The 25,790-nt window shown below is 58.8% G+C and carries 18 protein-coding genes; 12 read left to right on the forward strand and 6 right to left on the reverse strand.

The genetic code is table 11. The features are described from left to right. Position 1 precedes the first annotated feature (1 nt). The 5 genes from HKD28_RS06905 to HKD28_RS06925 form a co-directional block, all read right to left on the reverse strand. Complete coding sequence (locus HKD28_RS06905; protein WP_194267703.1) at positions 2-1,315, reverse strand: ABC transporter ATP-binding protein; 1,314 nt, start codon at positions 1,313-1,315, stop codon at positions 2-4. Positions 1,316-1,339: 24 nt separating this feature from the next. Then, complete coding sequence (locus HKD28_RS06910) at positions 1,340-2,983, reverse strand: ABC transporter permease subunit (RefSeq protein WP_194267704.1); 1,644 nt, start codon at positions 2,981-2,983, stop codon at positions 1,340-1,342. 92 nt (positions 2,984-3,075) lie between these two features. After that, complete coding sequence (gene dut / locus HKD28_RS06915; protein ID WP_194267705.1) at positions 3,076-3,531, reverse strand: dUTP diphosphatase; 456 nt, start codon at positions 3,529-3,531, stop codon at positions 3,076-3,078. A 19-nt stretch (positions 3,532-3,550) separates the two neighbouring features. Continuing rightward, on the reverse strand, positions 3,551-4,750 hold the full coding sequence (gene coaBC, locus HKD28_RS06920; protein WP_194267706.1) for a bifunctional phosphopantothenoylcysteine decarboxylase/phosphopantothenate--cysteine ligase CoaBC: 1,200 nt from the start codon (positions 4,748-4,750) through the stop codon (positions 3,551-3,553). Between the two features lie 4 nt (positions 4,751-4,754). Further along, positions 4,755-5,543, reverse strand: a complete 789-nt coding sequence (locus tag HKD28_RS06925) for a class I SAM-dependent methyltransferase (RefSeq protein WP_099286381.1) — start codon at positions 5,541-5,543, stop codon at positions 4,755-4,757. A 30-nt stretch (positions 5,544-5,573) separates the two neighbouring features. Between HKD28_RS06925 and mutM the strand changes: the two genes are divergently transcribed. From mutM to HKD28_RS06985, 12 genes are all read left to right on the forward strand, one after another. Next, positions 5,574-6,407, forward strand: a complete 834-nt coding sequence (gene mutM, locus HKD28_RS06930) for a bifunctional DNA-formamidopyrimidine glycosylase/DNA-(apurinic or apyrimidinic site) lyase (protein ID WP_194267707.1) — start codon at positions 5,574-5,576, stop codon at positions 6,405-6,407. Positions 6,408-6,543: 136 nt separating this feature from the next. Further along, positions 6,544-6,813, forward strand: coding sequence for a 30S ribosomal protein S20 (gene rpsT, locus HKD28_RS06935; protein WP_062031354.1), 270 nt, complete (start codon positions 6,544-6,546; stop codon positions 6,811-6,813). Positions 6,814-7,148: 335 nt separating this feature from the next. Continuing rightward, entirely contained in the window at positions 7,149-8,570 is a 1,422-nt protein-coding gene (dnaA, locus tag HKD28_RS06940; RefSeq protein ID WP_194262204.1) for a chromosomal replication initiator protein DnaA, read from the forward strand. A gap of 90 nt (positions 8,571-8,660) precedes the next feature. Continuing rightward, positions 8,661-9,785 (forward strand): DNA polymerase III subunit beta, encoded by a 1,125-nt coding sequence (gene dnaN, locus HKD28_RS06945; RefSeq protein WP_194267708.1) that lies wholly within the window; start codon positions 8,661-8,663, stop codon positions 9,783-9,785. A gap of 13 nt (positions 9,786-9,798) precedes the next feature. Next, entirely contained in the window at positions 9,799-10,902 is a 1,104-nt protein-coding gene (gene recF, locus HKD28_RS06950) for a DNA replication/repair protein RecF (protein ID WP_194267709.1), read from the forward strand. Between the two features lie 85 nt (positions 10,903-10,987). Beyond that, positions 10,988-13,432: a DNA topoisomerase (ATP-hydrolyzing) subunit B gene (gene gyrB / locus HKD28_RS06955; RefSeq protein WP_194267710.1), complete on the forward strand. Its 2,445-nt coding sequence runs from the start codon at positions 10,988-10,990 to the stop codon at positions 13,430-13,432. Further along, positions 13,422-14,213, forward strand: a complete 792-nt coding sequence (locus HKD28_RS06960) for a DUF3108 domain-containing protein (RefSeq protein WP_207728906.1) — start codon at positions 13,422-13,424, stop codon at positions 14,211-14,213. The genes gyrB and HKD28_RS06960 overlap by 11 nt, the downstream gene beginning before the upstream one ends. Positions 14,214-14,316: 103 nt before the next feature. After that, positions 14,317-15,651, forward strand: coding sequence for a bifunctional UDP-N-acetylglucosamine diphosphorylase/glucosamine-1-phosphate N-acetyltransferase GlmU (gene glmU, locus HKD28_RS06965; protein WP_194267711.1), 1,335 nt, complete (start codon positions 14,317-14,319; stop codon positions 15,649-15,651). Further along, positions 15,651-17,477, forward strand: a complete 1,827-nt coding sequence (gene glmS / locus HKD28_RS06970; protein ID WP_194267712.1) for a glutamine--fructose-6-phosphate transaminase (isomerizing) — start codon at positions 15,651-15,653, stop codon at positions 17,475-17,477. Before glmU ends, glmS begins: the two co-directional genes overlap by 1 nt. A 78-nt stretch (positions 17,478-17,555) precedes the next feature. Next, on the forward strand, positions 17,556-20,522 hold the full coding sequence (locus tag HKD28_RS06975) for an FAD-binding and (Fe-S)-binding domain-containing protein (protein ID WP_194267713.1): 2,967 nt from the start codon (positions 17,556-17,558) through the stop codon (positions 20,520-20,522). 117 nt (positions 20,523-20,639) lie between these two features. Next, on the forward strand, positions 20,640-21,260 hold the full coding sequence (locus tag HKD28_RS06980; protein ID WP_194262028.1) for a thiamine phosphate synthase: 621 nt from the start codon (positions 20,640-20,642) through the stop codon (positions 21,258-21,260). A 49-nt stretch (positions 21,261-21,309) separates the two neighbouring features. Beyond that, entirely contained in the window at positions 21,310-23,883 is a 2,574-nt protein-coding gene (locus HKD28_RS06985) for a cation:proton antiporter (RefSeq protein ID WP_194262029.1), read from the forward strand. On the opposite strand, the gene HKD28_RS06990 is transcribed toward HKD28_RS06985, so the two are convergent. Further along, a complete protein-coding gene (locus HKD28_RS06990; RefSeq protein WP_194267714.1) occupies positions 23,880-25,307 on the reverse strand; it encodes a peptide MFS transporter in 1,428 nt (475 codons plus the stop codon). The genes HKD28_RS06985 and HKD28_RS06990 overlap by 4 nt on opposite strands. Positions 25,308-25,790: the final 483 nt, after the last annotated feature.

A 25,790-nucleotide genomic window follows, 5' to 3' on the forward strand; every position in this document is an offset into this window, starting at 1 on the left:
TTTACTCCTCGTTTTCCAGATGGAAGCGGTCGGACTCTTCGTCATAGTCGAAGAGTTCGGCATAGCGGGCCCAGCCGATCGCAGTCGTGAGAGTCTGGCGTGCGTAATCAGGTGACATGCTCTCTTCCATCGCTTTGCGGAAACGCGCGGCATCCACGACATGACTGGATCGCTCATCCAGCGTGCCGCGGATGGAGCGGAGCAGGGGCAGGTGATGGAGCAATGCAGTCCGCATCAGGTCCTTGCGGGTGTCGGAATCGCCTTCGACAAAGGCCTGACCATCTGGCGTAAGCAGGATGTCGCCATCTTCCAGTTCCGCCAGATCCAGAAGCTGAAGAGACTCTCCGAGCGGCAGCAGGTCATCGAGCGTCATCTGAAGCCGCTGCGCCAGTTCCGGCAGATCCGCACGGCCTGACAGCGGTTCGCTTTGCAGGACTTCCATCAGCCCGACCAGAACCTCCACGGCGAGATCGGGCAGGACGATGGAGAAGGGTGGCAGGCTTTCACTTGAGCCGGAATTTGACTGAACCAGCTCCGCTTCAGACACGATCGGAGCACGGCGGGTCATGAGCGTGTAGATCTGATCCACGAAGCGGCGGAAATCCTCGTCCTCACGGTTACGGGGATGGGGAAAGGGCACCGCAATTTCGTGCGTAACGCGGCCGGGGCTGGAGGAGAAAATGAGGATGCGGTCGCACATCAGGACAGCTTCCTCAATCCCGTGCGTCGCCAGAAGCATGGCCTTGAGGGGCAGGCGCTTTTCGTCCCACAGCTCGATCAGATCGGTACGGAGGTTTTCCGCACTCAGCATGTCCAGCGCCGAGAACGGTTCATCCAGCAGCAGCAGCGACGGCTGAAGCGCCAGTGCGCGAGCGAAAGAAACGCGCTGGCTGAGGGCGTCGGACAGTTCTTTCGGATAGGCGTTTTCGTAGCCTTCAAGCCCCATGACCGCGATGGCAGCATCCGTCATGGCTTCGCGTTCTGCCCGCGGCAGACGGCGCATTTCCAGACCAAGAGCCACATTCTGCCGCAGCGTCAGCCAGGGAAAGAGCGCACCGGACTGAAAGACGGTCGCCACGCCATCCAGCGGGCCGGTCACGGGCGTGTCCTGCCAGAGCACCTCTCCCGACACCGGCGGCGTCAGTCCGGCCATGATCCGCAGCAGGGAGGATTTCCCGGATCCGGAACGTCCGAGAAGGCCGAGGATTTCTCCCGTTCTCACATCGAAGCTGATGTGATCGAGCACGACCAGATCCGTGCTGCTCTCCTTGAGATAGGTCTGGCGACATTCGCGAAGGGACAGGAGGGATTTCATGGATCTGGAATTTCAGCCTGAGGTTCAGAGGGTATATTTTTGGGCCGCATTCACGGCGAGAGGTTGCAAGATCAGACGGTCGAGCAGCATGGACAGCAGCGTCAGCAGCATCAGGGCAAGGATCTGCGCGCCCAAGGCCCCGCCGAGCACTTCGGACAGAAGGGTGGCGCCCAGACCGCTATCGGACGGCACGAAAGCCTCTGCCACCATCACGGCATTCCAGACCGGAACCACAGCCGTCAGCAGGCCGCCGCAGAGTTCGGGGGCGATGGCGGGTAGAAGCAGTCTGCGCCACAGGAGGAAACCTCGCAGTCTCAGGCCGGTTGCGACCTGTCGCAGCCCTGAAGGAATGGCCTTTGCCGCATCCATCACTACAATCCCGACCAGCCAGTGTGCGCCCAGAAAAAGCAGCACGATCGCGGAATTGAGGCCCAGTTCCCGACACAGCGGATAGAGCAGGACAGCCGGAAACAGTCCGCAGGCCGCGACAGCATTTCGGCAGACGTTGCGCAGGGAGGCCCTGCTTTCGCTGATGAGCAGACCCAAGGGGACCCACACCAGAAGGCACAGGACCAGCGTTCCACAGACATGCGACAGCGTCAGGATACTCTCGGCGAGATCCGATGGAACAAGCGGCAGTAAGCCAGCATGGTAGATCGCGTAAACCAGCACAAACAGCGAAAGAACCGGAAAGATCACTCGGGGGAACTCGCGGGAAGCCACGTCCTGTTCGGGAAGAATGCTCCGGGGGCGCCCGATCCGCCAGTTTCCGATCCAGGCGAGAGCCTCGCCCAGTGTTCCGCTGAACCAGAGCATCGGCTTTGTCCGCCGCCACACCGTCAGCAGCCAGGACTGGGGGCGAGGGCGCTCCTCCAGAGGGCCTTCCGGCCGGTAACGCTGCGCCCAACCCAGAACCGGACGCATGACGGCCTGATCGACGAGAAGGATCAGCAGGAGAATGACGAGCGAGATTTCGACGATTCTGAGCGGGTGGTGATCCAGCATGGCGTGAAGAACTGCCGCGCCGCATCCTTCATTCGTCCGATGGCTCATCAGCATCATCAGACCTTCCGCGGCCAGAAGGCGGACCCAGAACGCCGGCATGGACTGCATGGCCCTGAAGGTCGTCAGCGGTACCGCGACAGGAATCTGCAATCGCCAGAAACGCTGCCATCCCGTCATCCGCAGGCCGGTCGCTACCTCGTCGAGGGCGGGTGGGAGCGTGTCTTCCGCATCCAGAACAGCCGTGACGATCCGCCAGATCATGCTGGAAGCCGCAACCAGAACGATGGTCACGGACGCAGGGAAGACAGCCGCGCAGATCCCGATCAGGCCGAGACCCGGAACGGCTCGGGCAACCGAGAGAGCGGGGATCAGGAACGCTCTGAAACGCGGCCACTGACATGCGGCTCCAGATACGAGCAGGGAGACGACCACAACGGTCATGAGCGACAGAGCAACATGCAGCAGGGTCAGAACTGCGGCGCTCCAGACGCCGACAGAGATACTTGGCAATGCTCTCGATATGGCAGGAGCCGCCGGAGCGTGCCGAACCACAAGGAGCGCGATTGCGGTGGCACAGAACAGGATCGAAAGCTCGACACCGCTCATGCGCTGGCGCCAGCGATGCATGATCCGCAGGGGCATGGCCATCGGGCTGCCCGTCATGGTGCGTGCTGTCCTCGTTCCTGATGGAAACCAGAGGTTAAAAAAAGACCTCTGGAAGTCTCAAGTGTTTTTTGCATGCCAGCAAGCCAAGATCAGTGGCCGGTGCTGCCAAAACCGCTGTGACCCCGCGCGGTCTCGTCCAGTGTTTCGACTTCCGCCCACCGCAGACGGGAAACGGGGGCCAGAACGCCTTGTGCGATCCGGGTACCACGCTCGACCGTAAAGGGTTCGGTGCCCGCGTTCATGACGATGATGCGAAGTTCGCCGCGATAGTCTTCGTCGATGGTGCCGGGCGAATTGGGCAGGGTAATGCCGTGCTTGAGCGCCAGACCCGAGCGCGGACGGACCTGAAGCTCATAGGCAGGCGGCAGGGCGATGCACAGCCCGGTCGGCACGAGGACGCGCTCACCCGGAGCGATCGTCAGGGGCGCATCCACAGCAGCCAGAAAATCGAATCCTGCGGCCCCGGCAGTGGCGTAGGCAGGGAGGGGAAGCCCCTCGGAATGAGGCAGGCGCGTGATGCGCACATCGATCAGGTCTGTCGTCATGACCCTGTCTTACCCCGGATTATGCGCCCTGTGAAAGCGGGTTTGCGAAGAACGCGACAATCCGTTCAACGAGCTGTTCCGCAACGTCTGTCTTGTCCATTTCCGGCCAGCTTTGCAGACCATGATCGTCGATCAGGCTGACCGTATTGCGCATGGCACCGAACACGCCATGACGGACATCATTGGCCACCAGCCAGTCACATCCCTTACGCAGACGCTTGGCCTGCGCGTTTTGCAGCACATCGTCCGTCTCGGCTGCAAACCCCACCACAAGGCGCGGACGCTGAGGCGAGCGGCAGAGCGTTGCCAGAATGTCCGGGTTTTCCAACAGTTCGAGTGTGGGTGGGCCGTCGCCGTTCTTTTTGATCTTCCCGGGAGCGATGTCTTTCGCCCGCCAGTCACTGACGGCTGCTGTACAGATAGCGACATCTGCTGGCAGCGCGGCTTCACAGGCGGCGAGCATCTCGCGCGCGGTCTGGACCGGAATGCGGTGTACGCCCTTGGGGACAGGAATCGAAACCGGGCCACTAACGAGCGTGACGGTTGCGCCGCGCTTCGCCAGAGTCGCCGCGATGGCATATCCCTGCCGTCCCGAAGAATGGTTTGACAGGAAGCGCACGGGATCGAGCGGCTCAACCGTTGGGCCTGCCGTCACCAGAACGTGACGTCCGGAGAGGGACTGGTCGGGCGTCAGAAGACGCAGAATCGCATCGCGGATCACCGGAGGTTCGCTCAGACGTCCGGCGCCGACTTCGCCACAGGCCATGCTGCCCACATCAGGGCTGATCACGGAAACGCCGCGTGCTTCCAGAATTTTCAGATTGGCCTGTGTGGCGGAGTGCTCCCACATCCGTACATTCATAGCCGGGGCCAGCAGAATGGGGGACGTGGTCGCGAGAAGCAGTGTGGTCGGCAGATCATCCGCCAACCCATGAGCCATACGCGCCATAATGTTGGCCGTGGCGGGGCAGACCACGACCAGATCCGCGCTTCGGGCCAAGGCGATATGGCCGATTTCGCTTTCCTGCGTGGGTTCGAAGAGCGCGTCGTGAACACGCTCGCCCGCCAGCGTTTCAAGGCTGAGCGGCGTGACGAACGCCTTCGCTGCTTCGGTCATGACGGGCGTGACGGCAATACCATCCGCCCGCAGCAGGCGCACGAGTTCGAGCGCCCGGAACGCCGCGATCCCTCCCGAGACGATCAGCAGGACGCGGCGCATGGTCTTACAGACGCCAGCCGGAATGGATGGCAGCAATACCACCCGACAGATTGCGGTACTGGACCTGTTCCAGTCCAGCATCACGCATCATCTGGGCCAGCGTTTCCTGATCGGGGAACATGCGGATGCTCTCGGCGAGATACTGGTAGCTCTCGGAGTCCTTGGCGATGATCTGCCCCATCTTGGGCAGAACCTGAAAGGACCACAGATCGTAAATCGGTGCGAGGGCCGCAATCTCGACTTGCGAGAACTCAAGGCAGAAGAAACGCCCGCCCGGTTTGAGGACACGACGTGCCTCCCGAAGAACTGCCAGCTTGTCCGTGCAGTTGCGCAGGCCAAAGGCAATCGTCACGCGATCAACGGAGCAGTCGGGCAGAGGGATGGCTTCCGCGTCCACGACACAGACCTCGATCTTGCCGATCAGCCCGGCCTTGATGGCGCGGTCACGCCCAACGGACAGCATGGCGGCATTGATGTCGGACAGGATGGCCGGGCCACCACCGGCACGCAGCCAGCCGAACGTGATGTCGCCCGTACCGCCTGCCAAATCCAGCAGCTTCATGTTGGGGCGCGGGTTGAGCATCCCAACGAAAATGCGCTTCCAGACGCGATGAATTCCCAGCGACATCACGTCATTCATGATGTCGTATTTCCCGGCGACGCTCTCGAACACCTCCCGGACCATCGTCTTTTTCTGGCCACGCGGGACATTGCGGTAGCCGAAATCGATGGTGTCCTCGACATGTTCGGAGGACTGGAAGGGCGAGGCGTTGTGTTCTGCGCTATCGGTCATGGGGCAATCGATATATCGTTGAGGCCAGCCATGCCAGAGCTTCCAGAAGTCGAAACCGTCATGCGCGGGTTTCGTGATGCCTTCGAAGGGCATCGAATCAGCCATGTTTCCGTCAACCGTCCCGATCTTCGATGGCCGTTTCCCGCAGATCTGCGGGAGAAGCTCGAAGGTCAGCGCGTCCTCTCGTTCCGCAGGCGTGCAAAGTACATTCTCATGCGCCTTGAGGGCGGCTGGAGCATGCTGCTGCATCTGGGCATGTCGGGCCGACTCACGATCGGCAGGGCAGGGACGAATGCGACTCCGCCAGCCCACGAACATCTGGTTCTGGAGACGGACAGCGGTGCGCGGGCAGGGCTTGTCGATCCCCGACGCTTTGGTAGCGTCGATCTTGTCCGCACAGGCGAAGAAGAGGATCATCGCCTTCTCGCGCATCTGGGCATGGAGCCTCTTTCTCCCACCATGACAGGACAGGCACTGGCAGAGCTGTTTCGGGGCAGGCGTACACCGGTTAAATCCGCTTTGCTGGATCAGAAGCTGATTGCGGGTCTTGGCAATATCTATGTCTGCGAAGCCCTGTTCCGCTGCGGCATTCATCCAGAACGACAGGCCTGCACGCTGACCAATGTTGAGACGCAGGCTCTTTCAGAGGCCATTCCACAGATTCTGGAGCAGGCGATCGCGTCCGGCGGGTCGTCCCTGCGCGACTATGTGCAGGCTGACGGCACCAAAGGCGGCTTTCAGGACTTGCATCTTGTCTATGGCCGCGAGGGAGCGCCCTGTCCGAATTGCGGGGATGCCAGTCCGATCCAGCGCATCACGCAGTCGGGACGTTCAACGTTCTTCTGCCCGACCTGCCAGAAATAACCGCGGAGGGAAGCGAGGGCGGAAAGATGCCCCCATCCTGTGTAAAATGTGCAAAACGCTTGACGGGACCCGCCAGAGGGGAGTAGAGGGCGCCAACCATTTACGCGACCAAAACGCAAAGTGAACCGAAAGATCCATGGCAAACACAGCTTCTGCCCGTAAGCGCATCCGTCAGAATGAACGTCGCCGTGAGCGCAACGTCGCCCGCATGTCCCGTATGCGTACGTTCATCAAGAAGGTCGAACTCGCCATCCAGTCCGGCGACAAGTCCGCTGCTGCGGAAGCCTTCAAGGTTGCACAGCCGGAAATGCAGCGCGCAGCAGGCAAGGGCGTGATCGCAAAGAATACGATCAGCCGCAAGCTGTCCCGCCTGTCCGCTCGTGTGAAGGCTCTGGCAACCGCCTGAGCTTCACCTTCGGGTTGGAACTGAAGAACGCGCTCCCCTCAAGGAGCGCGTTCTTTTTTGACTGCATCCCGAAACTTTCCCCGAGCGTCTGACCTTGGGTTGCTTATGGGGAACACCCCATGACATCCCGCTGAACCGTTCGTGTTCCAGCTTGCTTCGGGCAGAACGGACGCCTATCCTGAGCGTTCGACAAAAAAATATCGGATGTCTGGCTCTCCGGGATTTTCCTGCGTTCCTGATGCAGATTTTCTGTCGAGAGCACAACCGCCCTGCGCGCAGGGACCAACAACTGATGCCCGCGTGCTGCGGGACTGGATATGAAAGGGGGTACAATGGTGGAAAACGCTCAGTATCTGGACGCCAGCGCCTCCGCCCCCGGTTCGACGACACCGCTTGAGACCGCCTGGGTCCGCGTTCGTGAGAAACTGAAGAGTGAGGTTGGCGAGGTCGAATACCGGACGTGGCTCCGGCAGATCGTTCTGGGGCCACTCGACGAAGATGAACTGACTCTTTATCTGCCCACGCGATTCCTCCGCGACTGGGTTCGCAGCCAGTACGAGGAGCGCCTTCAGACGCTCTGGCGGACTGAGCGCGAAGACATCAAGGGCGTGGAGCTTCAGGTCAAGCGCGGGCTGCCCGAAGTCCCGGCGGACGACGCAGAAGACTCGGACGATGCAACAGGTCTTTCAAGTGAGACTGCACCGCAAAGCGCTGTGTCCGAGAGCCGGAGCGATCTGGCCGTCCCTCTCGATCCGCGCTTCACGTTCGACACTTTCATCGTCGGCAAGCCGAACGAATTCGCCTATGCCTGTGCGCGTCGTGTGGCCGAAAAGCCATCAAGCCCCGGCTTTAACCCGCTGTTTCTGTATGGCGGCGTAGGCCTCGGCAAGACGCACCTGATGCACGCCATCGGCACGGAACTAACCCGCACCGGCAAGGTCTCCGTGGCTTATATGTCTGCGGAAAAGTTCATGTACCGCTTCATCGCGGCGATCCGTTCGCAGTCCACGATGGAGTTCAAAGAACAGCTCCGGTCCGTTGACGTGCTGATGATCGACGATCTTCAGTTTTTAATCGGCAAGGACAACACGCAGGAAGAATTCTTCCATACGTTCAATGCTCTTGTGGATGCTGGCCGCCAGATCATCGTTAGTGCCGACAAGAGCCCATCTGACCTTTCGGGGCTTGAAGACCGTCTGCGGACCCGTCTGGGCTGCGGCATGGTCGCGGATATCCATGCCACGACCTTCGAGCTGCGCATTTCCATTTTAGAAGCCAAGGCCAAGGCGTCGGGAACGCATGTTCCGTCCAAGGTTCTGGAATATCTCGCGCACAAGATCACGACCAACGTCCGTGAGCTTGAAGGAGCGCTCAATCGCCTGATCGCCCATGCCGATCTCGTTGGCCGCCCGGTGACACTCGATACGACGCAGGATGTTCTCAAGGACATGCTGAAAGCCCACGATCGCCGCGTCACGATCGAGGAAATCCAGCGCAAGGTTTCCGAGCACTGGAACATCCGCCTGACAGACATGTCCTCTGCCCGCCGTGCGCGCGCCGTCGCGCGTCCGCGTCAGGTGGCCATGTATCTGGCCAAGCAGTTGACGAGCCGCTCGCTTCCAGAAATCGGGCGCAAATTCGGCAACCGCGACCACACGACGGTGATGCATGCCGTCAACCGCGTCACCGAGCTGATGGATCAGGACGCGTCTTTTGCCGAGGACGTGGAACTGCTGCGTCGGATGCTCGAAGGCTGACCTCGACCAGCCCCCGATCCCTCTCTTTCCCGAGGGGCGGGGGTCTGCTAGGTTCTCTCAATTAATTCAAGATCTTCCCCGAGGCCCGGAATGAAATTCAAGGTTGACCGTACCCTGCTGCAACGGGCTCTGGCGCATATTCATGGCGTTGCGGAAAAGCGGAATACCATTCCCATTCTGGCCAACGTTCTGATGAGCTTTGAGGGCGATGTTCTGCGCCTGACGGCCACGGATATGGAAATTGCCGTCGTCGAAGATGTTCCCGCCACGGGTGAGCGGTCCGGCTCCACGACGGTGCCTGCCGCGGTGCTTTTCGAAATTGTCCGTAAACTGCCGGATGGTGTGACCCTTGAGTTCGATCATCAGGACAGCGAAGCGCCGCTCGCCCTGCGTGCGGGCCGTTATGCCACCAGCCTGAATGTCCTTCCGGTCGACGACTTCCCAGCTATGGTCGCCGGAGATCTGCCGCATCGTTTCTCGCTTCCCGCAGCAACCCTGCGTGGTCTGATCGACCGCACCAAATTCGCCATTTCGAACGAAGAGACCCGCTATTACCTGAACGGCATCTATCTGCACGTCGCAGAAAACGGGGCCACCCCGATGCTGCGCGCCGTCGCCACGGACGGCCATCGTCTGGCGCGTGTTGAGACGGATCTGCCCGAAGGCGCGCGCGGCATGCCGGGCGTCATTATTCCGCGCAAGACCGTCAACGAACTGCGCAAGCTGCTGGATGAAGGAGCAGCCGATCTGGAAGTCTCCCTGTCCGACACACGCATCCAGTTTCAGGCCGGACCAGTCCTTCTGACTTCCAAGCTGATCGACGGAACCTTCCCGGAATATGAGCGCGTTATTCCGAAGGGCAATGACCGCATCCTGCGCGTCGGCAAACGTGATTTCGCAGCGGCTGTGGGTCGCGTCGCGGCCATCAGCCAGGAACGGTCGCGTCCGGTCAAACTGTCGGTCACGCAGAACATGCTGAACCTGTCCGCCACCAGCCCCGATCAGGGCGTGGCGCATGAGGAGCTGGACGAAAACGCCGTCTCCTACGATGCCGCACCGATCGAAATCGGCTTTCAGGCGCGTTATCTGACGGACATCACCGATCAGATCGACGTGGAAGTGGAATTCGCATTTTCCGACAGTTCCGCACCCACCATCGTGCGTGACACGGCGTCGCCTTCGGCGCTGTATGTTCTGATGCCCATGCGGGTCTGAACACGAGCCACGATTGAAACTGACCCGGCTCGCGCTGACGGATTTCCGGAACTATACCCACAGCGTCTGGACCCCGGATGCCTCCATTCTGGTCCTGACGGGAGAGAACGGGTCCGGAAAGACCAATCTGCTGGAAGCCGTTTCGCTGCTGGCACCCGGGCGTGGATTACGGGGCGCGTCTCTCCCTGCTATGTGTCGTACGGGAGCCGCGCGGTGGGGCGTTGCGGCGACGCTCCAGTCCGGTCTGGATGAATTCCGGATCGGAACAGGGAGTGAGTTAAACGAAAAACAGCGCCGGACATTCCGGCTCGATGGGGAAAATATTCGCTCTCAGGCCACGATTGGCCAAAGATTTTCCTGTGTCTGGCTGACCCCGCAGATGGATCGGCTTTTTCAAGAAGGCTCCAGCGGTCGGCGGCGCTTTCTGGATCGGCTGGTCATGGCGCTCTCTCCCGATCATGGTCGCCAGATTGCCGCCCATGACCGCTCGGTTGTCAGTCGGAACAGGGTTCTGGCGGATCGCCCGACCGAGACAGCATGGCTCGCGTCCATTGAAGATTCCATCGCCCGCCATGCAGTTGCGGCCTCTGCAGCCCGCCTCGCACTCGTTGAGAGTATGAACGCACATCCATTTGAGAATGATGGATTTTCTGCCAGCACATTGCATCTGGACTGCGCTGTTTCGAACCGCCTGACATCTCAACCCGCACTGGACGTCGAAGACTGGATCAGAAACAGTCTTCAGCAGGCCCGAGCTGAAGATCGGCAACGCGCCGCCACGTCCATCGGGGCGCACAGGGCCGATTTCACCCTTTCGGACACCGCCACGGGACGTCCTGCAGAACTCTCCAGCAGCGGTCAGCAGAAAGTCATGCTGACCGGCACAATTCTATCCCATGCGCGGCTGATGACACAGGAACGGGGGCAGGCTCCCGCCATCCTGCTGGATGAACCTCTGGTCCATCTGGACGAAACCCGCCGCTTCGCCCTTCTCGACAGTCTTGAGAAACTGCAGGCCCCCGTTCTGATTACCGGTACGGACCGCACGCCTTTTGCAGCACTCGAAGGGCGGGCCCAGTTTTTTTCGGTCAGGAATGGAAGCATATCTCCGGCCTGACGCATGCCCACCGCTGGCCTAACTGTCCGGCGCAGGCTATACTGATTCAACAGTTTTTCAGAGTACCACGGAGACCGTCACGCGCATGTCAGAGACCCAGAACCAGCCCGAGATCCCAGGCGCAGACGGTGAAGATTACGGCGCGTCGTCCATTTCGGTACTCAAAGGGCTGGATGCCGTCCGTAAACGTCCGGGCATGTATATCGGCGACACGGACGATGGCTCGGGCCTGCACCATATGGTTTTCGAGATCATCGACAATGCCGTCGATGAAGCGCAGGCCGGGCACGCCACATATTGCATTCTGACCCTGAACGGGGATGGTTCCGTCTCGGTTCGCGACAACGGTCGCGGCATCCCAACCGATCTGCATCCTGAAGAGGGCATCAGCGCGGCTGAAGTCGTGCTGACCAAACTGCATGCAGGCGGTAAGTTCAACCAGAATTCCTACAAGGTTTCCGGTGGTCTGCATGGCGTTGGCGCGGCCGTGGTGAACGCGCTGTCCGAGTGGATGGAAGTGCTCATCTGGCGCAACGGGCTGGAGCACAAGATCCGCTTCCAGCACGGCGAACGCGATGAAGCCCTGCACGTCATCGGTCCGTCCACGGAAGACCGGGGTACTCTGGTCACGTTCAAGCCTAGCAAGCAGACCTTTACGAAGGTCGATTTCGAGCTGTCCATTCTTGAGCGCCGCGTCCGTGAACTGGCATTCCTGAACTCCGGCATGCTGATTGTCCTGCGCGATGAGCGTCATGCGGAGCCGAAAGAACTGCGCTTCCATTATGAAGGCGGCCTGAGCGCTTTCGCGGAATGGCTTGATTCTTCAAAAACTTCCATCGTCACACCGCCGATCGTGGGCGAGATCGACAATCCGGAAAGCGGCATTCGCGTCGAATTCGCGCTGACCTGGAACGACAGCTATCACGAGACGATGCTGTGCTTCACGAACAACATCCCCCAGCGCGATGGCGGCACGCACCTGGCCGGCTTCCGGCAGGCTCTGACCCGCGTTGTCGGCAAGTATGCCGAAGGCGTGGCCAAGCGTGAGGCGGGCTCGCTGACGGGCGAAGACATGCGTGAAGGCATGACGGCTGTGCTGTCCGTCAAAGTGCCGGATCCGAAGTTCTCGTCCCAGACGAAGGACAAGCTGGTCTCGTCCGAAGTCCAGCCTGTCGTGCATGCCGCCGCATCAGATGCGATCTCTCACTGGTTTGAAACGCATCCCAAAGAAGCCAAGGCGATCGTCGCCAAGATCATCGACGCTGCCAGCGCCCGTGAGGCCGCCCGTCGTGCGCGTGAACTGACGCGTCGCAAAGGCGTGCTGGATGTGTCGTCGCTTCCGGGCAAGCTTGCAGACTGCCAGGAACGTGATGCGTCCAAGGCTGAAATCTTTATCGTTGAGGGTGATTCCGCAGGCGGCACGGCCAAACAGGGACGAGACCGTCGCTTTCAGGCCATTCTCCCGCTGCGTGGCAAGATCCTGAACGTTGAGCGTGCGCGTTTTGACAGAATGCTGGGATCGGCGGAAATCGGCACGCTGATTACTGCTCTTGGCACCGGGATTGGCCGCGGCGAAGTCGATCAGGGTGGTTTTTCGGCGGAAAAGCTTCGCTACCACAAGATCGTCATTATGACGGACGCCGACGTGGACGGCTCCCACATCCGCACGCTGCTCCTGACGTTCTTCTTCCGCCAGATGCCCGAACTGATCGAGCAGGGCTATCTCTACATTGCCCAGCCGCCGCTCTATCGCGCCAAGCGTGGACAGGAAGAGCGTTATCTCAAGGATGATGCCGCTCTTGAGCAGTACCTGCTGGACAAGGCGCTGGCGAATGCAACCCTCCGCTTTGCTGATGGCCGCGAACTGACAGGCGAGGCTCTGGCAGAAGAAATTACCTTCATGTCCGCTGCGGCGCGTCGCCTTCAGAGCATTGCGTCCAAAGTGCCGGTTTGGGTGATGGAGCAGGCTGCTATTTCTGGGGTTCTGGACAGCAACATCGCTGTTGCGACCTCGCGCATGGCCGAATTCCAGCAGCGGCTTGATGGCGCCTCGCTGACCAACGAGCGTGGCTGGAAGGTCTCCATTTCGGAAACCGGTCTGGAATGCGCGCGCTCCGTCCGTGGCGTGGGTGAAGTCTACCGCATCGAGCCTTCGCTTCTGCGCTCGGTGGAGGCACGCTGGCTGGTTGCAGAATGGGAGCGTCTGGCCCGTGATTTTGCAAAACCCGTCACCCTGACGCTCGATCCGACGTCCTATGAACTGTTCGGCCCCGCAGCCATCATGGAGCGCATTCTGCTTCAGGGACGTCGCGGACTGACCATCAACCGCTTCAAAGGACTGGGCGAGATGAATGACGAGCAGCTTTGGCACACGACGCTCGATCCTTCGACCCGGACTCTGTTGCAGGTCAAGATCGGGGATGTCGAAGATGCCGGTCAGGTTTTCTCGACGCTGATGGGTGACGTTGTGGAGCCACGCAGGGACTTTATTGTCGGCAATGCCCTGAAAGTCGCCAATCTTGACGTTTAAGGCTTTTGCAGCCGCAGCCAGCCTCGTTTTAACGGCGGGGCTGATCTGTGGTTCGGCCAGAGCTGAGCCCCAGATCAACGCGGCTTACGCTGTCTATATCAAGGGCTTTCACGTCCTGAACGCCAGGACGTCCTACCAGCTCCAGCCCTGGGGGTATGGTGGCAGTACCCAGATCAAGCCCGCGGGCCTGATCAGCTGGTTCGTCACGATGGACGTGACGTCGCATGTTCAGGGACAGTTCACCCCGGACGGTAATGTGCAGCCGGTGCTGTTTGAAAGCGGCGGCGTTTCGCGCGGCAAAAACAGGCATGTTCGATTGGAGTTTTCGAACGACACCCCGAAGGTGGTGGATCTCCAGCCGCCAGAAACCGACCGCGAACCCATTCCAGCCGACTTGCTGCCTCATACAGTCGACACTCTGAGCGGAATGGCGCATCTGCTGCATTCCCTTGCGACGACAGGAAAATGTGACGGATCTCAAGTCATTTTCGACGGACTTCGGCTGACGCAGATGGTGGTGCATGGCCCAGTCATGGTGGATATTCCCCAAGGTCAGGATGAAGCCTATTCCGGGCAGGCCATGCGATGCGATTTCATTGGTCGTCAGATCGCAGGGTTCATCAAGGACTCTCCTAACCGGGCCAAACTGGCCGCCCCACAACCCGGCGCAGTATGGTTTTTAAAGATCAACGGTCTGGGACTGGTTCCCGTGCGGATCGAGTTCAATCATCCCAAACTCGGTCATGTCATGGTCGTCATGCAGCATGCCGTGGCTCCGTGAGCGAGCACTCGAACGAATTGCAATAATCGGCAATTCGAAGTGATGACACAGTCTGCGGGCTTCGTTTGACGCGGACCCGTGGTTTGGATACCCCGGGCAGAACATGACCGACACAACCCATCGCACCACTGCCATCATTCTCGCTGCGGGCCTCGGCACACGCATGAAATCCCGCCTGCCAAAGGCGCTGCATCGTTTGGGCAACCAGCCCATGATCAATCACCTCATCACAACTGCCCGGCAGGTCTTCGATGATGTGGTCGTCGTCACGGGGCCGGATATGCCGGAACTCGAAGAGGCTGTCCGTCCGTTCAGAACCGTCACGCAGGTCGAACGGCTCGGCACGGCGCACGCAGCCAATGCAGCGCGGGACCTGTTCGGGGATGGGGATATTGCTGTTCTTTATGCTGATAATCCGCTGATTACCGCCGAGACCATGGAACGCCTGCTTGCGGCCCGTAGAGAGGGTGCCAGTCTGGCGCTTCTGGGAATGCGTCCAGCCGTTCCGGGACGTTATGGCAGGATTGTCGAAGACCACGGCAAGGTCGTGAAAATCGTCGAGTTCAAGGACGCAACCGAAGACGAGCGCAGCATCACGCTTTGCAATGCTGGCGTCATGTGTGCGGGAGCGGAGAATTTCCGAAACTGGCTGGAAAATGTTCGTAACGACAACGCTCAGGGCGAATATTACCTGACGGATGTCGTTGAAATGGCAGCTAAAGCCGGTTCAGTTGTTTGTGTGGAAGCGCCTGAAGAAGAACTGGCTGGCGTCAATTCCCGCTCTGAACTCGCACGCGCCGAGGCAACCCTCCAGACGCGCCTGCGAAATGCGGCGATGGATGCTGGAGTGACATTGGTTGCGCCGGATACCGTCTTTTTCAGCACGGACACCGTTCTGGAATCTGACGTGACGGTCGAGCCGAACGTCTTTTTCGGGCCGGGTGTAACGGTCCGTTCAGGCGCGCTTATTCGCGCTTATTCTCATCTTGAGGGCTGCGAAGTTGGAGAAGCTGCGCTGATCGGTCCTTACGCCCGGCTCCGTCCCGGAACGGTCTGTGCCGCACAGACGCATGTCGGCAATTTCGTCGAGCTCAAGAACGTGGAGCTGGGCGAGGGCGCAAAGGCCAACCATCTGACCTATCTGGGCGATGCTTCGGTCGGACGCGGCACCAATGTCGGGGCAGGGACAATCACCTGCAATTATGATGGCGTTTTCAAACATCGAACCATCATCGGGGAACGGGTTTTCGTCGGCTCGGACGCCATTCTCGTGGCTCCCGTAACCATCGGTGACGATGCACTCGTGGGCGCGGGCAGTGTGATTACGGATGATGTGCCTGCCGGTGACCTGGCTCTGGGCCGGACGCGCCAAACACTGAAAGCCGGACGCGGCCTTCAGATCAAACAGTCTCTTAAAGCTCGGAAGGAACAGGGCTGATGTGCGGTATCTGCGGTATTGTCGGACACAAGCCTGCCAGCCCGATCGCCTTCGAGGCGCTGCGACGCCTGGAGTATCGCGGATATGATTCTGCCGGGATCGCGACCCTGACAGCGTCCGGCGATATCGAACGTCGTCGCGCTGCGGGAAAGCTCGATAATCTGGAGCGCGTCCTCAAAGAGCATCCGCTGCACGGCACCACGGCCATCGGTCATACCCGTTGGGCAACGCATGGCGCTCCCACCGAAAACAACGCCCACCCCCATGAAGCCGGGCGTGTGGCAATCGTTCATAACGGCATTATCGAGAACTTCGCAGCCCTTAAGGAAGAACTGGAAGCGAAAGGGCGTGTGTTTCGGACCGAAACGGATTCCGAAACCGTCGCCCATCTGGTCGATGACTATCTGGAGCAGGGACTGCCGCCCCGGGAAGCCGCGTTTGCGGCCATCAAGCGACTGGAAGGGGCCTATGCCATCGCCATGATCTTCAAGGATCATGAAGGTCTGCTGATTGGCGCCCGTCATGGCGCACCGCTTGCTGTCGGCTACGGTGACGGCGAGATGTTTCTGGGCTCGGACAGCATTGCACTGGCCCCCATGGCCCGGAAAATGACCTATCTCGAAGACGGGGACTGGTGCGAACTCACAACAGATAGCGTCAGAATTTTTGACATGACCGGCGCTGAAGTCAGCCGTCCGGTTCAGGATCTCACCTTTATGGCAGGGCAAGTCGGCAAAGATGGCTACCGGCACTACATGGAGAAGGAACTCCATGAACATCCGGTCGCCATCGGGCAGACGCTGAAACGGATCACGGACCCGGCCTCCAAGCGCATTACGCTACCGCCGATGCCGTTCGATCCGGCGCAGGTTCCGCGCATCACCATCACGGCCTGCGGTTCCGCCTATTATGCCGGGATGGTCGGCCGGTACTGGCTGGAATCCCTTGCGCGCATTCCGGTGGAAATCGATGTTGCGTCCGAAATGCGCTACCGCGAGCCGCCCCAGCCGGACAAAGGCGTGGCGCTGCTGATCTCACAGTCCGGCGAGACCGCGGATACGCTTGGTGTTCTGCGCAGCCTCAAAAAGGCCGGTCAGAGCATTGTCTCGGTTCTGAATGTCGAACACTCCACAATCGGGCGGGAGAGCGATCTCGTTCTAGGCATGGATGCAGGACCGGAAATTTCCGTTGCTTCGACCAAAGCCTTCACCGCGCAGCTTTCTGTTCTGGCAGCACTGGCGATCGAATTCGCCCGTGCGCGTGGGACGATGGATCAGGCCCGCGAAGAACGTCTGACGGCAAGTCTGCTGGATCTGCCGTCACGGGCCGCAGAAGTTTTTACCCGCACCAAGGACATTCAGGCTATGGCCACCCTTGTCGCGCAGGCGCGTGATGTCCTGTATCTGGGACGCGGGATTTGTACGCCGATTGCCTTTGAAGGTGCCTTAAAATTAAAAGAAATCAGTTATATCCACGCCGAAGCTTATGCTGCGGGTGAACTGAAACACGGTCCGATCAGCCTGATCGACCAGACCGTTCCGGTCGTCGCAATTGCCCCCTCCACGATCCTGTTCGACAAAACACTGTCCAATCTTCAGGAGGCCAAAGCGCGCGGTGGGCGCATTCTTGTCTTCACCGATGCGGCAGGCGCCAAACGCCTTGAAGGTGTGGCGGAACAGATCGTCATCATGCCTGATGTAGACGCTTTCGTCGCACCGATCCTGTATGCCATTCCCGTTCAGATGCTGGCCTATGAGGTCGCGCTTCTGAAAGGTACGGATGTGGATCAGCCGCGCAATCTTGCGAAATCCGTGACGGTCGAGTGAAGAATTTTCCTATTCGGAGAGCTTATTTTTCATTCATTATAACGGTATGGACCATGAAACACTAAAAGGGACGTAAAGATGGGTGGAGACGCAATATCCGGAACACCTGCCGGAAATTCAGGCCTTTCCCCCAGCGCCCCCGAAATCGCCCTGCGTGAGGCTTTCGTCAGAAGGCTGAACGAGCAGGGCTTTGAAGGTGATATCGACCTGCGGGTTTCCTCGCGGCTGATTTCTTCCACCGACAACAGCATTTATCAGCGTCTCCCGGCTGCGGTCATTCACCCGCACACCGGAGAAGACCTCAACCGGGCCGTGAAAGCGGCTTCCGACGGGGATCTGACGCTCGCAATCCGGGGCGGCGGCACTGGCACCAACGGCCAGTCCCTGACCGATGGCGTCGTGGTTGACGTCTCACGTCATCTGGACCGGATCCTCGATTTCAATGCCGAAGCAGGCACGGTCACCGTTGAGCCGGGCGTTATTCTGGCGCGGCTCAACGCCTTTCTGAAGCCCCATGGTTTTTTCTTTCCGCCAACCGTCTCAACCGCTACGCGCGCGACGATTGGCGGCATGATTGCGACGGATGCTTCCGGCAAAGGCTCACGGATTTATGGCAGGACATCCGACTATATCGAGGCGATGGATGTCGTTCTTGCAGATGGAAGCGATCTTGCGGTTGGTCAGCTGACTGCTGAAAAGCTGCAAGACGCAATGACCGGAACCGGGCTTGCCGCTCGGGCTTATCGTGAAGTCCATCGGGTCGTCACGGAGCGTGCGGAAGAAATCCAGCGCGTTTTCCCGGACATGAATCGTGGTCTGACCGGATACAATCTGCAGAATGTCCTGCTCGAAGACGGGAGCTTTCATCTCGCACGACTGCTGGCGGGATCGGAAGGTACGCTTGCCCTGACCAAGAAGATCGTTCTACGCGTCAGACGACTGCCGAAATACCGTCAGCTTATCGTCGTCCGCTATGCCAGCTTCAATGAGACCCTACGGGACGTCCAGACCCTTTTGCCTGCCAACCCCTCCGCCGTTGAAGTGCTGGATGACCGTGTCCTCGCCAAGGCCCAGCAGGACGTGACATGGCATGCCCTTGAACGCGTTCTGGGCAATACGTCAACTCTACCGGTCAAGGGCATGAGCTTCGTCGAATTCGTGGGAGACGATCTGGAAGTCCTGAAAAAGCAGATGGCTCATGCTGTTGGACTTCTTGAGAGCTCTCCCCATAAACCCATTGATTATAAACCAGTTTCTGATCCAGAAATTATTGCGAACCTTTGGACCCTCCGGGAAAAATCCGTGGGACTGCTTGGGCGTCCGGACGGTCACAGGCAGGGTGTTCCTTTCGTCGAGGATACAGCCGTCCCCCCGGAGGTTCTGCCCGAATATGTCAGCGAGTTCCGCGACATTCTGGATGGGTATGGCTTGTCTTATGGAATGTTTGGACATGCGGACGTCGGATGCCTGCATGTTCGGCCTTTTTTGGACATGCTGACGGCTGAAGACCGGGCGCTGATCCGTCCAATTTCAGACGCGGTGGCTGAGTTGACGAAGCGTCATGGCGGTCTGCTCTGGGGGGAACACGGTCGGGGGTTCCGCGGGGAATTTTCGCCGCTGTTTTTTGGAGAAACTCTTTTTGCAGAACTGTGCCGCATCAAGGATGTCTTTGATCCCAAAGATATTTTCAATCGCGGCAAGCTGGCTCCGGGTGGAGCGGGTTATCCCGTTGACCGGATTGATGGCATCCCCTTCAAGGGCGGGTTTGACGAGGAGATCACACCTTCGCTGCGTGAATCTTACGGCCTGTCCGTAAGCTGCAACGGCAATGGTGCCTGTTTCAACCGCGAGCCGGACATGGCCATGTGCCCGTCTTACAAAATTACGAAAGACCGGTCGCAGTCTCCGAAAGGCCGCGCTCTGCTGCTTCGAAGCTGGGCAAGACTGCGCTCTTTAGCGGAAGATGCTCCTGATCGAGGGATGCTTCCTGCTCTGACAGAAGAGCTCAAGGCCTCGCTGGACACCTGCCTGTCGTGCAAAGCCTGCGCCACGCAATGTCCGATCCGCGTGGATATTCCGTCCATGCGTTCCAAATTTCTTTCAACCTATTTTCGTGAAAACCGCAGGCCGGTAAGGGATTATATCGTCTACTGGTTGGAACCGCTTCTGGCGGCAGGACGAACGACTCCCAAGCTCGCCAATCTCATGATGCACAATCCCGCATCGCAAGCCGTTCTATCCAGTCTGGGGCTGGTGGATCTTCCGCATCTGCGACCGGCGCGGCTGAAGGCGGGCAGTCAGGTCAACCGGTCGTGGCTGCAACGCAACCGGAGCAATCCGCGCGCTGTCATCGTGATGCAGGATTCCTTTACCGGCAGCTTTGACGGGGTGCTTGTTGAGAAGGTTCATGCCCTGCTGACGCAGCTCGGGTTCGATGCGAAACTCACGCCTGTCTGGGACAATGGCAAAGCACGTCATGTTCTGGGGTTTCGCAAAGGCTTCGGCGTGACGGCGCGCGCGACCCTGAAGAAATTGAGGGCATTGGCGGAGTTCGATATTCCTGTCGTTTCTCTGGATGCAGCAACTGGTCTCATGTTCACGCAGGAATACCGGGAAGTGGCAGGAAACAAGCCGATACCGGCAGTTCTTCCGTTGGAGACTTTTCTGAGGCAACAGATCGGGCAGGGAGCACTGCAACCGCTTCCGGCCAGTCGCGACAGGCCTCGTATGACCGTGATTTCGCATTGCACGGAACAGGCAGCCCGACCGGAAAGCGCCGGAGACTGGGCTTTTGTCCTTCAGCGTTATGGTGTGCCGGTGGAGGCTGGGAAAGCAGGTTGTTGTGGCATGGCTGGTCTGTTCGGGCATCAGAAGGAACATGCCGGAATGTCACAGGCTATGTTCGAGCAGAACTGGGCCAGGAAAGTTGAGACACCGGTTCTCGCGACCGGGTTTTCGTGCCGCTGTCAGACCGAACGCATGGCCGGAATCCGTCCGTCCCATCCTGCAGAAACGCTGATTTCCATTTTGCAGGAACGCTTGTGAAAACAGGGCGTTGATAACGACATAGCACCTCTGGACGCGTAGGGCCTGAACTGTAACAGTGTTGCTCGATCTCAAAAGGCTCGTCCTTGCCAGCAGGCCCTGTGGAGTATGAATGTCATGTCTTCCCTTCCGTCCCAGATTTACGCCGTTGTTGACCAGCCCCGCTGGGTGGAACGGCTTGGCGGAGCCGGACTGCGATTCATCGAACTCTATCTCCGGGATCTATCCGAAGAGGACGTTCGGGCGCAGGCTTTGCTGGCTCAGGAACTTGCGGCACGTTTCAATGTGTCTCTCGCGTTGAACCGCTACTGGCAGACTGCCATCGAACTGGGTTATGAGTGGCTGCATCTTGGACCGGAAGATCTGGAAACTGCTGACCTGGAGGCGATCCGGACCTCAGGTATCAGATTTGGTATCTCGACCCATACCCGTCAGGAACTGGAAACGGCTCTGGCCTGCAAGCCGGATTACATTTCCTTTGGTCCTGTCTGGTCTACGGAGCTTCGGGGCGTGAAGCTGACGGGTAGGGGCCTGAAGCAACTGGCGGAATGGCGGGAGCTGTGCGGAGATGTGCCGCTGGTGGCGATCGGAGGCCTCACGGTGCCACGGCTGACGGAGTGCCTTGAAGCCGGAGCGGATACGGTGGCTGTGATGAGCGATTTCATCGGCCATTCAGACCCGGAAGGGCAGGTCCGGCACTGGCTTGACGCCGTCTCCGAAGAATCTACCTCAACCTGAAACATACCACCTCGTCTGCGGACGATCTGATGAAAGAGCCGAGACAACGATGATGGTGACAGGACTGGCAGCCGTACTCCTAGCGCTTGCGTTCCTGCTCACGCTTGTCAGCATCATTCAGCCTCTCGCGAAGCGTCTTGAAATTTCAGAAGCTGTTCTGCTGGCTCTGACGGGGATCGGGCTGGGGCTGGTTGCGTCTCTGATCGTTCGATCCTCTGCGACCGATCTTCTGGACGGCGCGGCGGAAGCGTTGATCTATTTTCCGGTCAACAGTGAAGCGTTCCTGCTGATTTTCCTGCCTATTCTGGTTTTTCAGGGGGCGATGGCCATTGATGTGCGCCGTCTGGCCCATGAAACGGCGACAGTCCTTCTTCTGGCGGTCGTGGCGGTCATTGTGTCCACGGCTACGATCGGCTTTGCGCTTTATCCTTTTGCCAAACAGAGCCTTGTTGTCTGCCTGCTTCTGGGCTCCATTGTCGCGACGACCGACCCTTCCGCCGTGGCCGGAATTTTCCGCGAAATCGGTGCTGCGTCTCGCCTGACACGCCTTGTCGAAGGAGAGGCACTCCTGAACGATGCTGCGGCCATTTCGATCTTCTCGATCCTTCTGGCAGCCGTTACGTCCCATCACCAGATCCATCCGACCGAAGCTTTGATGGACTTCATGACGGCCTTTATTGGGGCCATCGTAGTGGGGGTCTGTCTGGCGCGCCTGACATTACTGCTGATTGCAGGACTTGGCGGGTCGGCGGCTTCGGAAGTCACGCTGACACTGGCGCTTCCTTATGCCGTCTATATCCTGTGCGATGAAATGCTCGGCTTTTCGGGGGTTGTGGCAACGGCTGCCGCAGGCTTGACAGTGTCCGCTTACGGGCCGTCCACCTTCCGTCCGCAGGTCTGGCGTTTTCTGAACGAGATGTGGGAACAGCTCGTTTTCTGGGCCGGTTCGCTCGTCTTCCTTCTGGCGGCCATGCTGGTTCCGCGACTGCTGATTGGCATGACGAAGTGGGATTTCGTGCTGATCCTGATTGCAAGCGTGGCTGGTCTGATCGCGCGCTCGGCCGTGATTTTTGGTATGTTGCCCCTACTGGCAATTACGAAGCTGTCGCCACCTGTTCCAAACCCTTTCAAGGCAACGATGGCCTGGGGTGGCATTCGCGGCGCCATCACGCTTGCCCTTGCTCTCGCCGTGACCGAGAACCAGAGCGTTTCAAGCCCTGTGGCCCATTTTGTCGGTATCATCGCCACGGGCTTCGTTCTCATCACGCTTCTGATCAACGGTACGACGCTGCGGGCCTTGGTTTTGTTCTTCAAACTGGATCAGCTTTCCCCTATCGATCAGGCCATCCGCCAGCAGATCGTGGGAATTGGTCTGGGTGAGGTCGCAGAACGGACGCGGGAACTGTCCGAAGAGCTTGGCTTCAGCGAGCAGACGCGCGCCGGCGTTATCAGCCGTCTCGAACGTCGTGCCGAGAAGGAGAGGGCGGCCAATAATTTTGAGTCCGCCCTGAGCGACCGTAACCGCGTTAACATTGCCCTGATTACCATCGCCAATCAGGAACGCTCCCTGCTGCTGGACCTGTTCCGGATTCAGGGACTATCTCGCCGTGTGATGGAAACATTGCTGAGAACGGCGGAATCCATGGCGGATGGCGCCAGACTAGAAGGGCGTTATGGCTATGTGCGCGCGCTTAAACGGCGTCTTCAACCTTCACTCCGCTTTCGGATCGCGCAGGAACTTCATAGTCGTCTGCATATTGATGAGCCCCTGACGAACTGCATGATGGAGCGGTTCGAGATGCTCATCATTGCGCATCTCGTCTCGCTTTCGCTTCAGCGCTTCGTTCGCCAGCGTATGGAACCCACACTCGGTCCGCGTATCACGGAAATCGTGGCTGAAGTGCTCGGCCGTCAGCGCAAACTGCTGGATGATGCGCTTGAAACACTTCGCCTGCATTATTCCGGCTATTCCGAAGCTCTGGAAAGCCGCATCCTGCGGCAAATCGCTCTGCGTCTCGAAGATGAAGAATATGATGCTCTTGAAGCCGACAGCCTGATTTCCGAAGAGCTTCACCGCGAACTGCATCGTGAGATCGAACGTCAGCGGGCACGGCTTGATGCGCCGCTACGTTTTAATCTGAAAAGCGGCATCGAACAGCGCCTCCGGGCTTTTCCGGCTTTCAATGGCGTTCCTGACAGTGTGCTGCAAAAGCTGTCCTCCAAGGTTTCGATGCACTTCGTCTCACCCGGAGAAGTGCTGTTCAAACGGGGCCAGCGCGTTCGTGTCGTTTACGCTCAGGTCGCGGGGCTGGCTGAAGTCAATCTGGCTGAGCAGGAGATCCTGTTCGGTAGTGGAGATCTGATCGGGGCTGCCTCCGTCATCCGCAACGACGTCATGCCCGGAACTGTCCGCTCCCTTCAGTTCAGCCATCTACTGGCCATTCCGCGACCGGTTTTCGAAAAGCTGATCCGGGATTACCCCATCGTTCAGCGCCTTATTATCCAGCGCAGCAAGAAAAGGGCAGACGGACTTCTGATGCCTGTCACAGTCCGCACGCTGGACGGAGACGCGATCTCAACGGCCTCCGCCGCAGAGATGCGCCATCTGGTTTCGCCGCCTTAAAGAGCCGGGGGTAGGGTCTCTTTTTCGGGAGCCAGCAGATCGCGGAACCGGAGCGCACAGAACCCAAGAATGACCGCCGCCAGCAGAGCGGCTCCAGAGTGTAGCAGCCAGAACGAAACGTCGGAAATACGACCCAGAAGTGTTGCGAGCTTTCCAATCAGAAGATTGGAGAGAAACAGATGCAGCGAAAAGCAGGCCACGAGGATGGTGTTGACGCTCACGGGAGCAGCCCGGGAAAAAAGGGCCATTCCGATCGCATAACTCATCGAAAAGCCGATATCATTAACGATGTGAAAGGCCAGCCCCCAAAGCAGGCTGACTTGATGTAGGCCCGGGCTGATCCATGAGCCCAAAGCCAGCAGCAGGGGACCGAATGCCCCGATAAAAGTGCCGAGTGCGACTTTCGTAATCTCGGAAAGATCCTGCCGCCGCCGGGAATAGGCTTTCCAGAACCACAGGACAGCCACAGCACATAGGGTACTGATGAAGCCGTCCAAGGAAATCAAATCGCTGACCGGCATTTCGTGCCCCAAAAGACGAAGCTGGAAATGCTCGCGTCCCCAGAGCAGATAACCGTCAAAAATTTCGGAGTTCGGGACAGCTCCAACTGCCATAACCGGCACAAGCGCCAGAAGCAGCCATACCGTCTTTTTTTCCTGTGACGTCAGGGCAGGGCGTGTGCGTTTTGAAATGTTCGCATCATGAGGCTTCAGATGGACGGTAAGGTCAGAGGCAGGAAGCCAGCGGCGCCCGAAAAGATAGACGACGAGCCCGATCAGCATACCAACGCCCGCGGTCAAAAAACCCCAGTGCCATTCGATCTGCGCCAGGCTTGCACATAATATCGGCGACACGATGACGGCAACCTGAAGTCCCATCATATAGATCTGATAGGCGTCCGAACGTCTCCGGTCATCCAAGGCATAAAGCGCGCCAACCTGCGCCCTCAATCCTCCGGCCATGCCAAGACCTGCGAGCAGAAAACCCAGTGCCAGCACGAAACTCCAGTCGAATGACAGCAGGAAATGGCCCACCGTCATCAGAACCGCTCCAAAGAGAATTGTGCGTGTCTGACCAAGGACACGGTCCGCCAGAAAACCGCCGATGAGGGGAGTGGCATAGATCAAGGCCAGAAAAAGCCCTGTAATGGCTCCAGCCAGAGCTCTCGGCCCGACTGGCGCATATAAAGCCGAGACAAACGCCTCAAGCGGCGCCAGACCAAATACATGTCCGGAATGGTCAGGCTGAAGCAGATGGTCCGTGAGATAAAGCGCAAGGATGGCCTGCATGCCATAAAGCGAAAATCCGACCCAGCCCTCCGTCAGTGTTAACACCCACAACCCGATGGGATGCCCCCAGAGTTCACGTTGTCTTGAGGGAGCAAACGGTTCGATGACGGGGGAAGCAGGAAGGATCTCGGTCATGCAGCCTCAGTGATGCAGGGGAGGAAGATCCTGCGTAACGGCAGAAACCCACGGAGGTAAAGAGGAGAGATGCCTATGGCAAAATGCCATCATCTAGCCGTAGTGGCATTTTGCCATAAGATCGCCAGCCCAAAGTTTTCTAGTGGCAAAGTGCCACAAATCTTATTCATGGCACTTTGCCATAGGCATCAGATCAGTCACCAAGAACGCGATCTGCATCTCAAAAATCCGCTTCAAAGGCACCGAAAATCTGGGGCAATGGTGTTCCGTGGCATTTTGCCATAGGGATAAATTTGAAATCCGATGGGTTCAATGCGCTGGGCACAAGTTGAAAGACTTGAAATCCAACATGAATCAGAGGCGGGATCTGCAATACATATATGTCGTATAAGATATATTATGCCAACTTATATATCTGGGAACTCTAAATTTCTGACTTTTTTGTGAGAACACATCCTATTGTTGCGAAGAATGTCTCAATTC

Origin of the sequence: Gluconobacter cadivus, from assembly GCF_015244745.1 — a bacterium.
Taxonomy (GTDB): Bacteria; Pseudomonadota; Alphaproteobacteria; order Acetobacterales; family Acetobacteraceae; genus Gluconobacter; species Gluconobacter cadivus.

What these genes read in the sequence shown, in the direction of transcription:
- HKD28_RS06990 (WP_194267714.1), bottom strand. Translation starts at nt 25,307, where the DNA reads ATGACCGAGATCCTTCCTGCTTCCCCCGTCATCGAACCGTTTGCTCCC.
- coaBC (WP_194267706.1), bottom strand. Translation starts at nt 4,750, where the DNA reads ATGCGCCGCGTCCTGCTGATCGTCTCGGGAGGGATCGCGGCGTTCCGG.
- gyrB (WP_194267710.1), top strand. Translation starts at nt 10,988, where the DNA reads ATGTCAGAGACCCAGAACCAGCCCGAGATCCCAGGCGCAGACGGTGAA.
- glmS (WP_194267712.1), top strand. Translation starts at nt 15,651, where the DNA reads ATGTGCGGTATCTGCGGTATTGTCGGACACAAGCCTGCCAGCCCGATC.
- HKD28_RS06980 (WP_194262028.1), top strand. Translation starts at nt 20,640, where the DNA reads ATGTCTTCCCTTCCGTCCCAGATTTACGCCGTTGTTGACCAGCCCCGC.
- HKD28_RS06905 (WP_194267703.1), bottom strand. Translation starts at nt 1,315, where the DNA reads ATGAAATCCCTCCTGTCCCTTCGCGAATGTCGCCAGACCTATCTCAAG.
- HKD28_RS06975 (WP_194267713.1), top strand. Translation starts at nt 17,556, where the DNA reads ATGGGTGGAGACGCAATATCCGGAACACCTGCCGGAAATTCAGGCCTT.
- glmU (WP_194267711.1), top strand. Translation starts at nt 14,317, where the DNA reads ATGACCGACACAACCCATCGCACCACTGCCATCATTCTCGCTGCGGGC.
- dnaN (WP_194267708.1), top strand. Translation starts at nt 8,661, where the DNA reads ATGAAATTCAAGGTTGACCGTACCCTGCTGCAACGGGCTCTGGCGCAT.
- rpsT (WP_062031354.1), top strand. Translation starts at nt 6,544, where the DNA reads ATGGCAAACACAGCTTCTGCCCGTAAGCGCATCCGTCAGAATGAACGT.
- HKD28_RS06910 (WP_194267704.1), bottom strand. Translation starts at nt 2,983, where the DNA reads ATGACGGGCAGCCCGATGGCCATGCCCCTGCGGATCATGCATCGCTGG.
- mutM (WP_194267707.1), top strand. Translation starts at nt 5,574, where the DNA reads ATGCCAGAGCTTCCAGAAGTCGAAACCGTCATGCGCGGGTTTCGTGAT.
- dut (WP_194267705.1), bottom strand. Translation starts at nt 3,531, where the DNA reads ATGACGACAGACCTGATCGATGTGCGCATCACGCGCCTGCCTCATTCC.
- HKD28_RS06985 (WP_194262029.1), top strand. Translation starts at nt 21,310, where the DNA reads ATGATGGTGACAGGACTGGCAGCCGTACTCCTAGCGCTTGCGTTCCTG.
- HKD28_RS06925 (WP_099286381.1), bottom strand. Translation starts at nt 5,543, where the DNA reads ATGACCGATAGCGCAGAACACAACGCCTCGCCCTTCCAGTCCTCCGAA.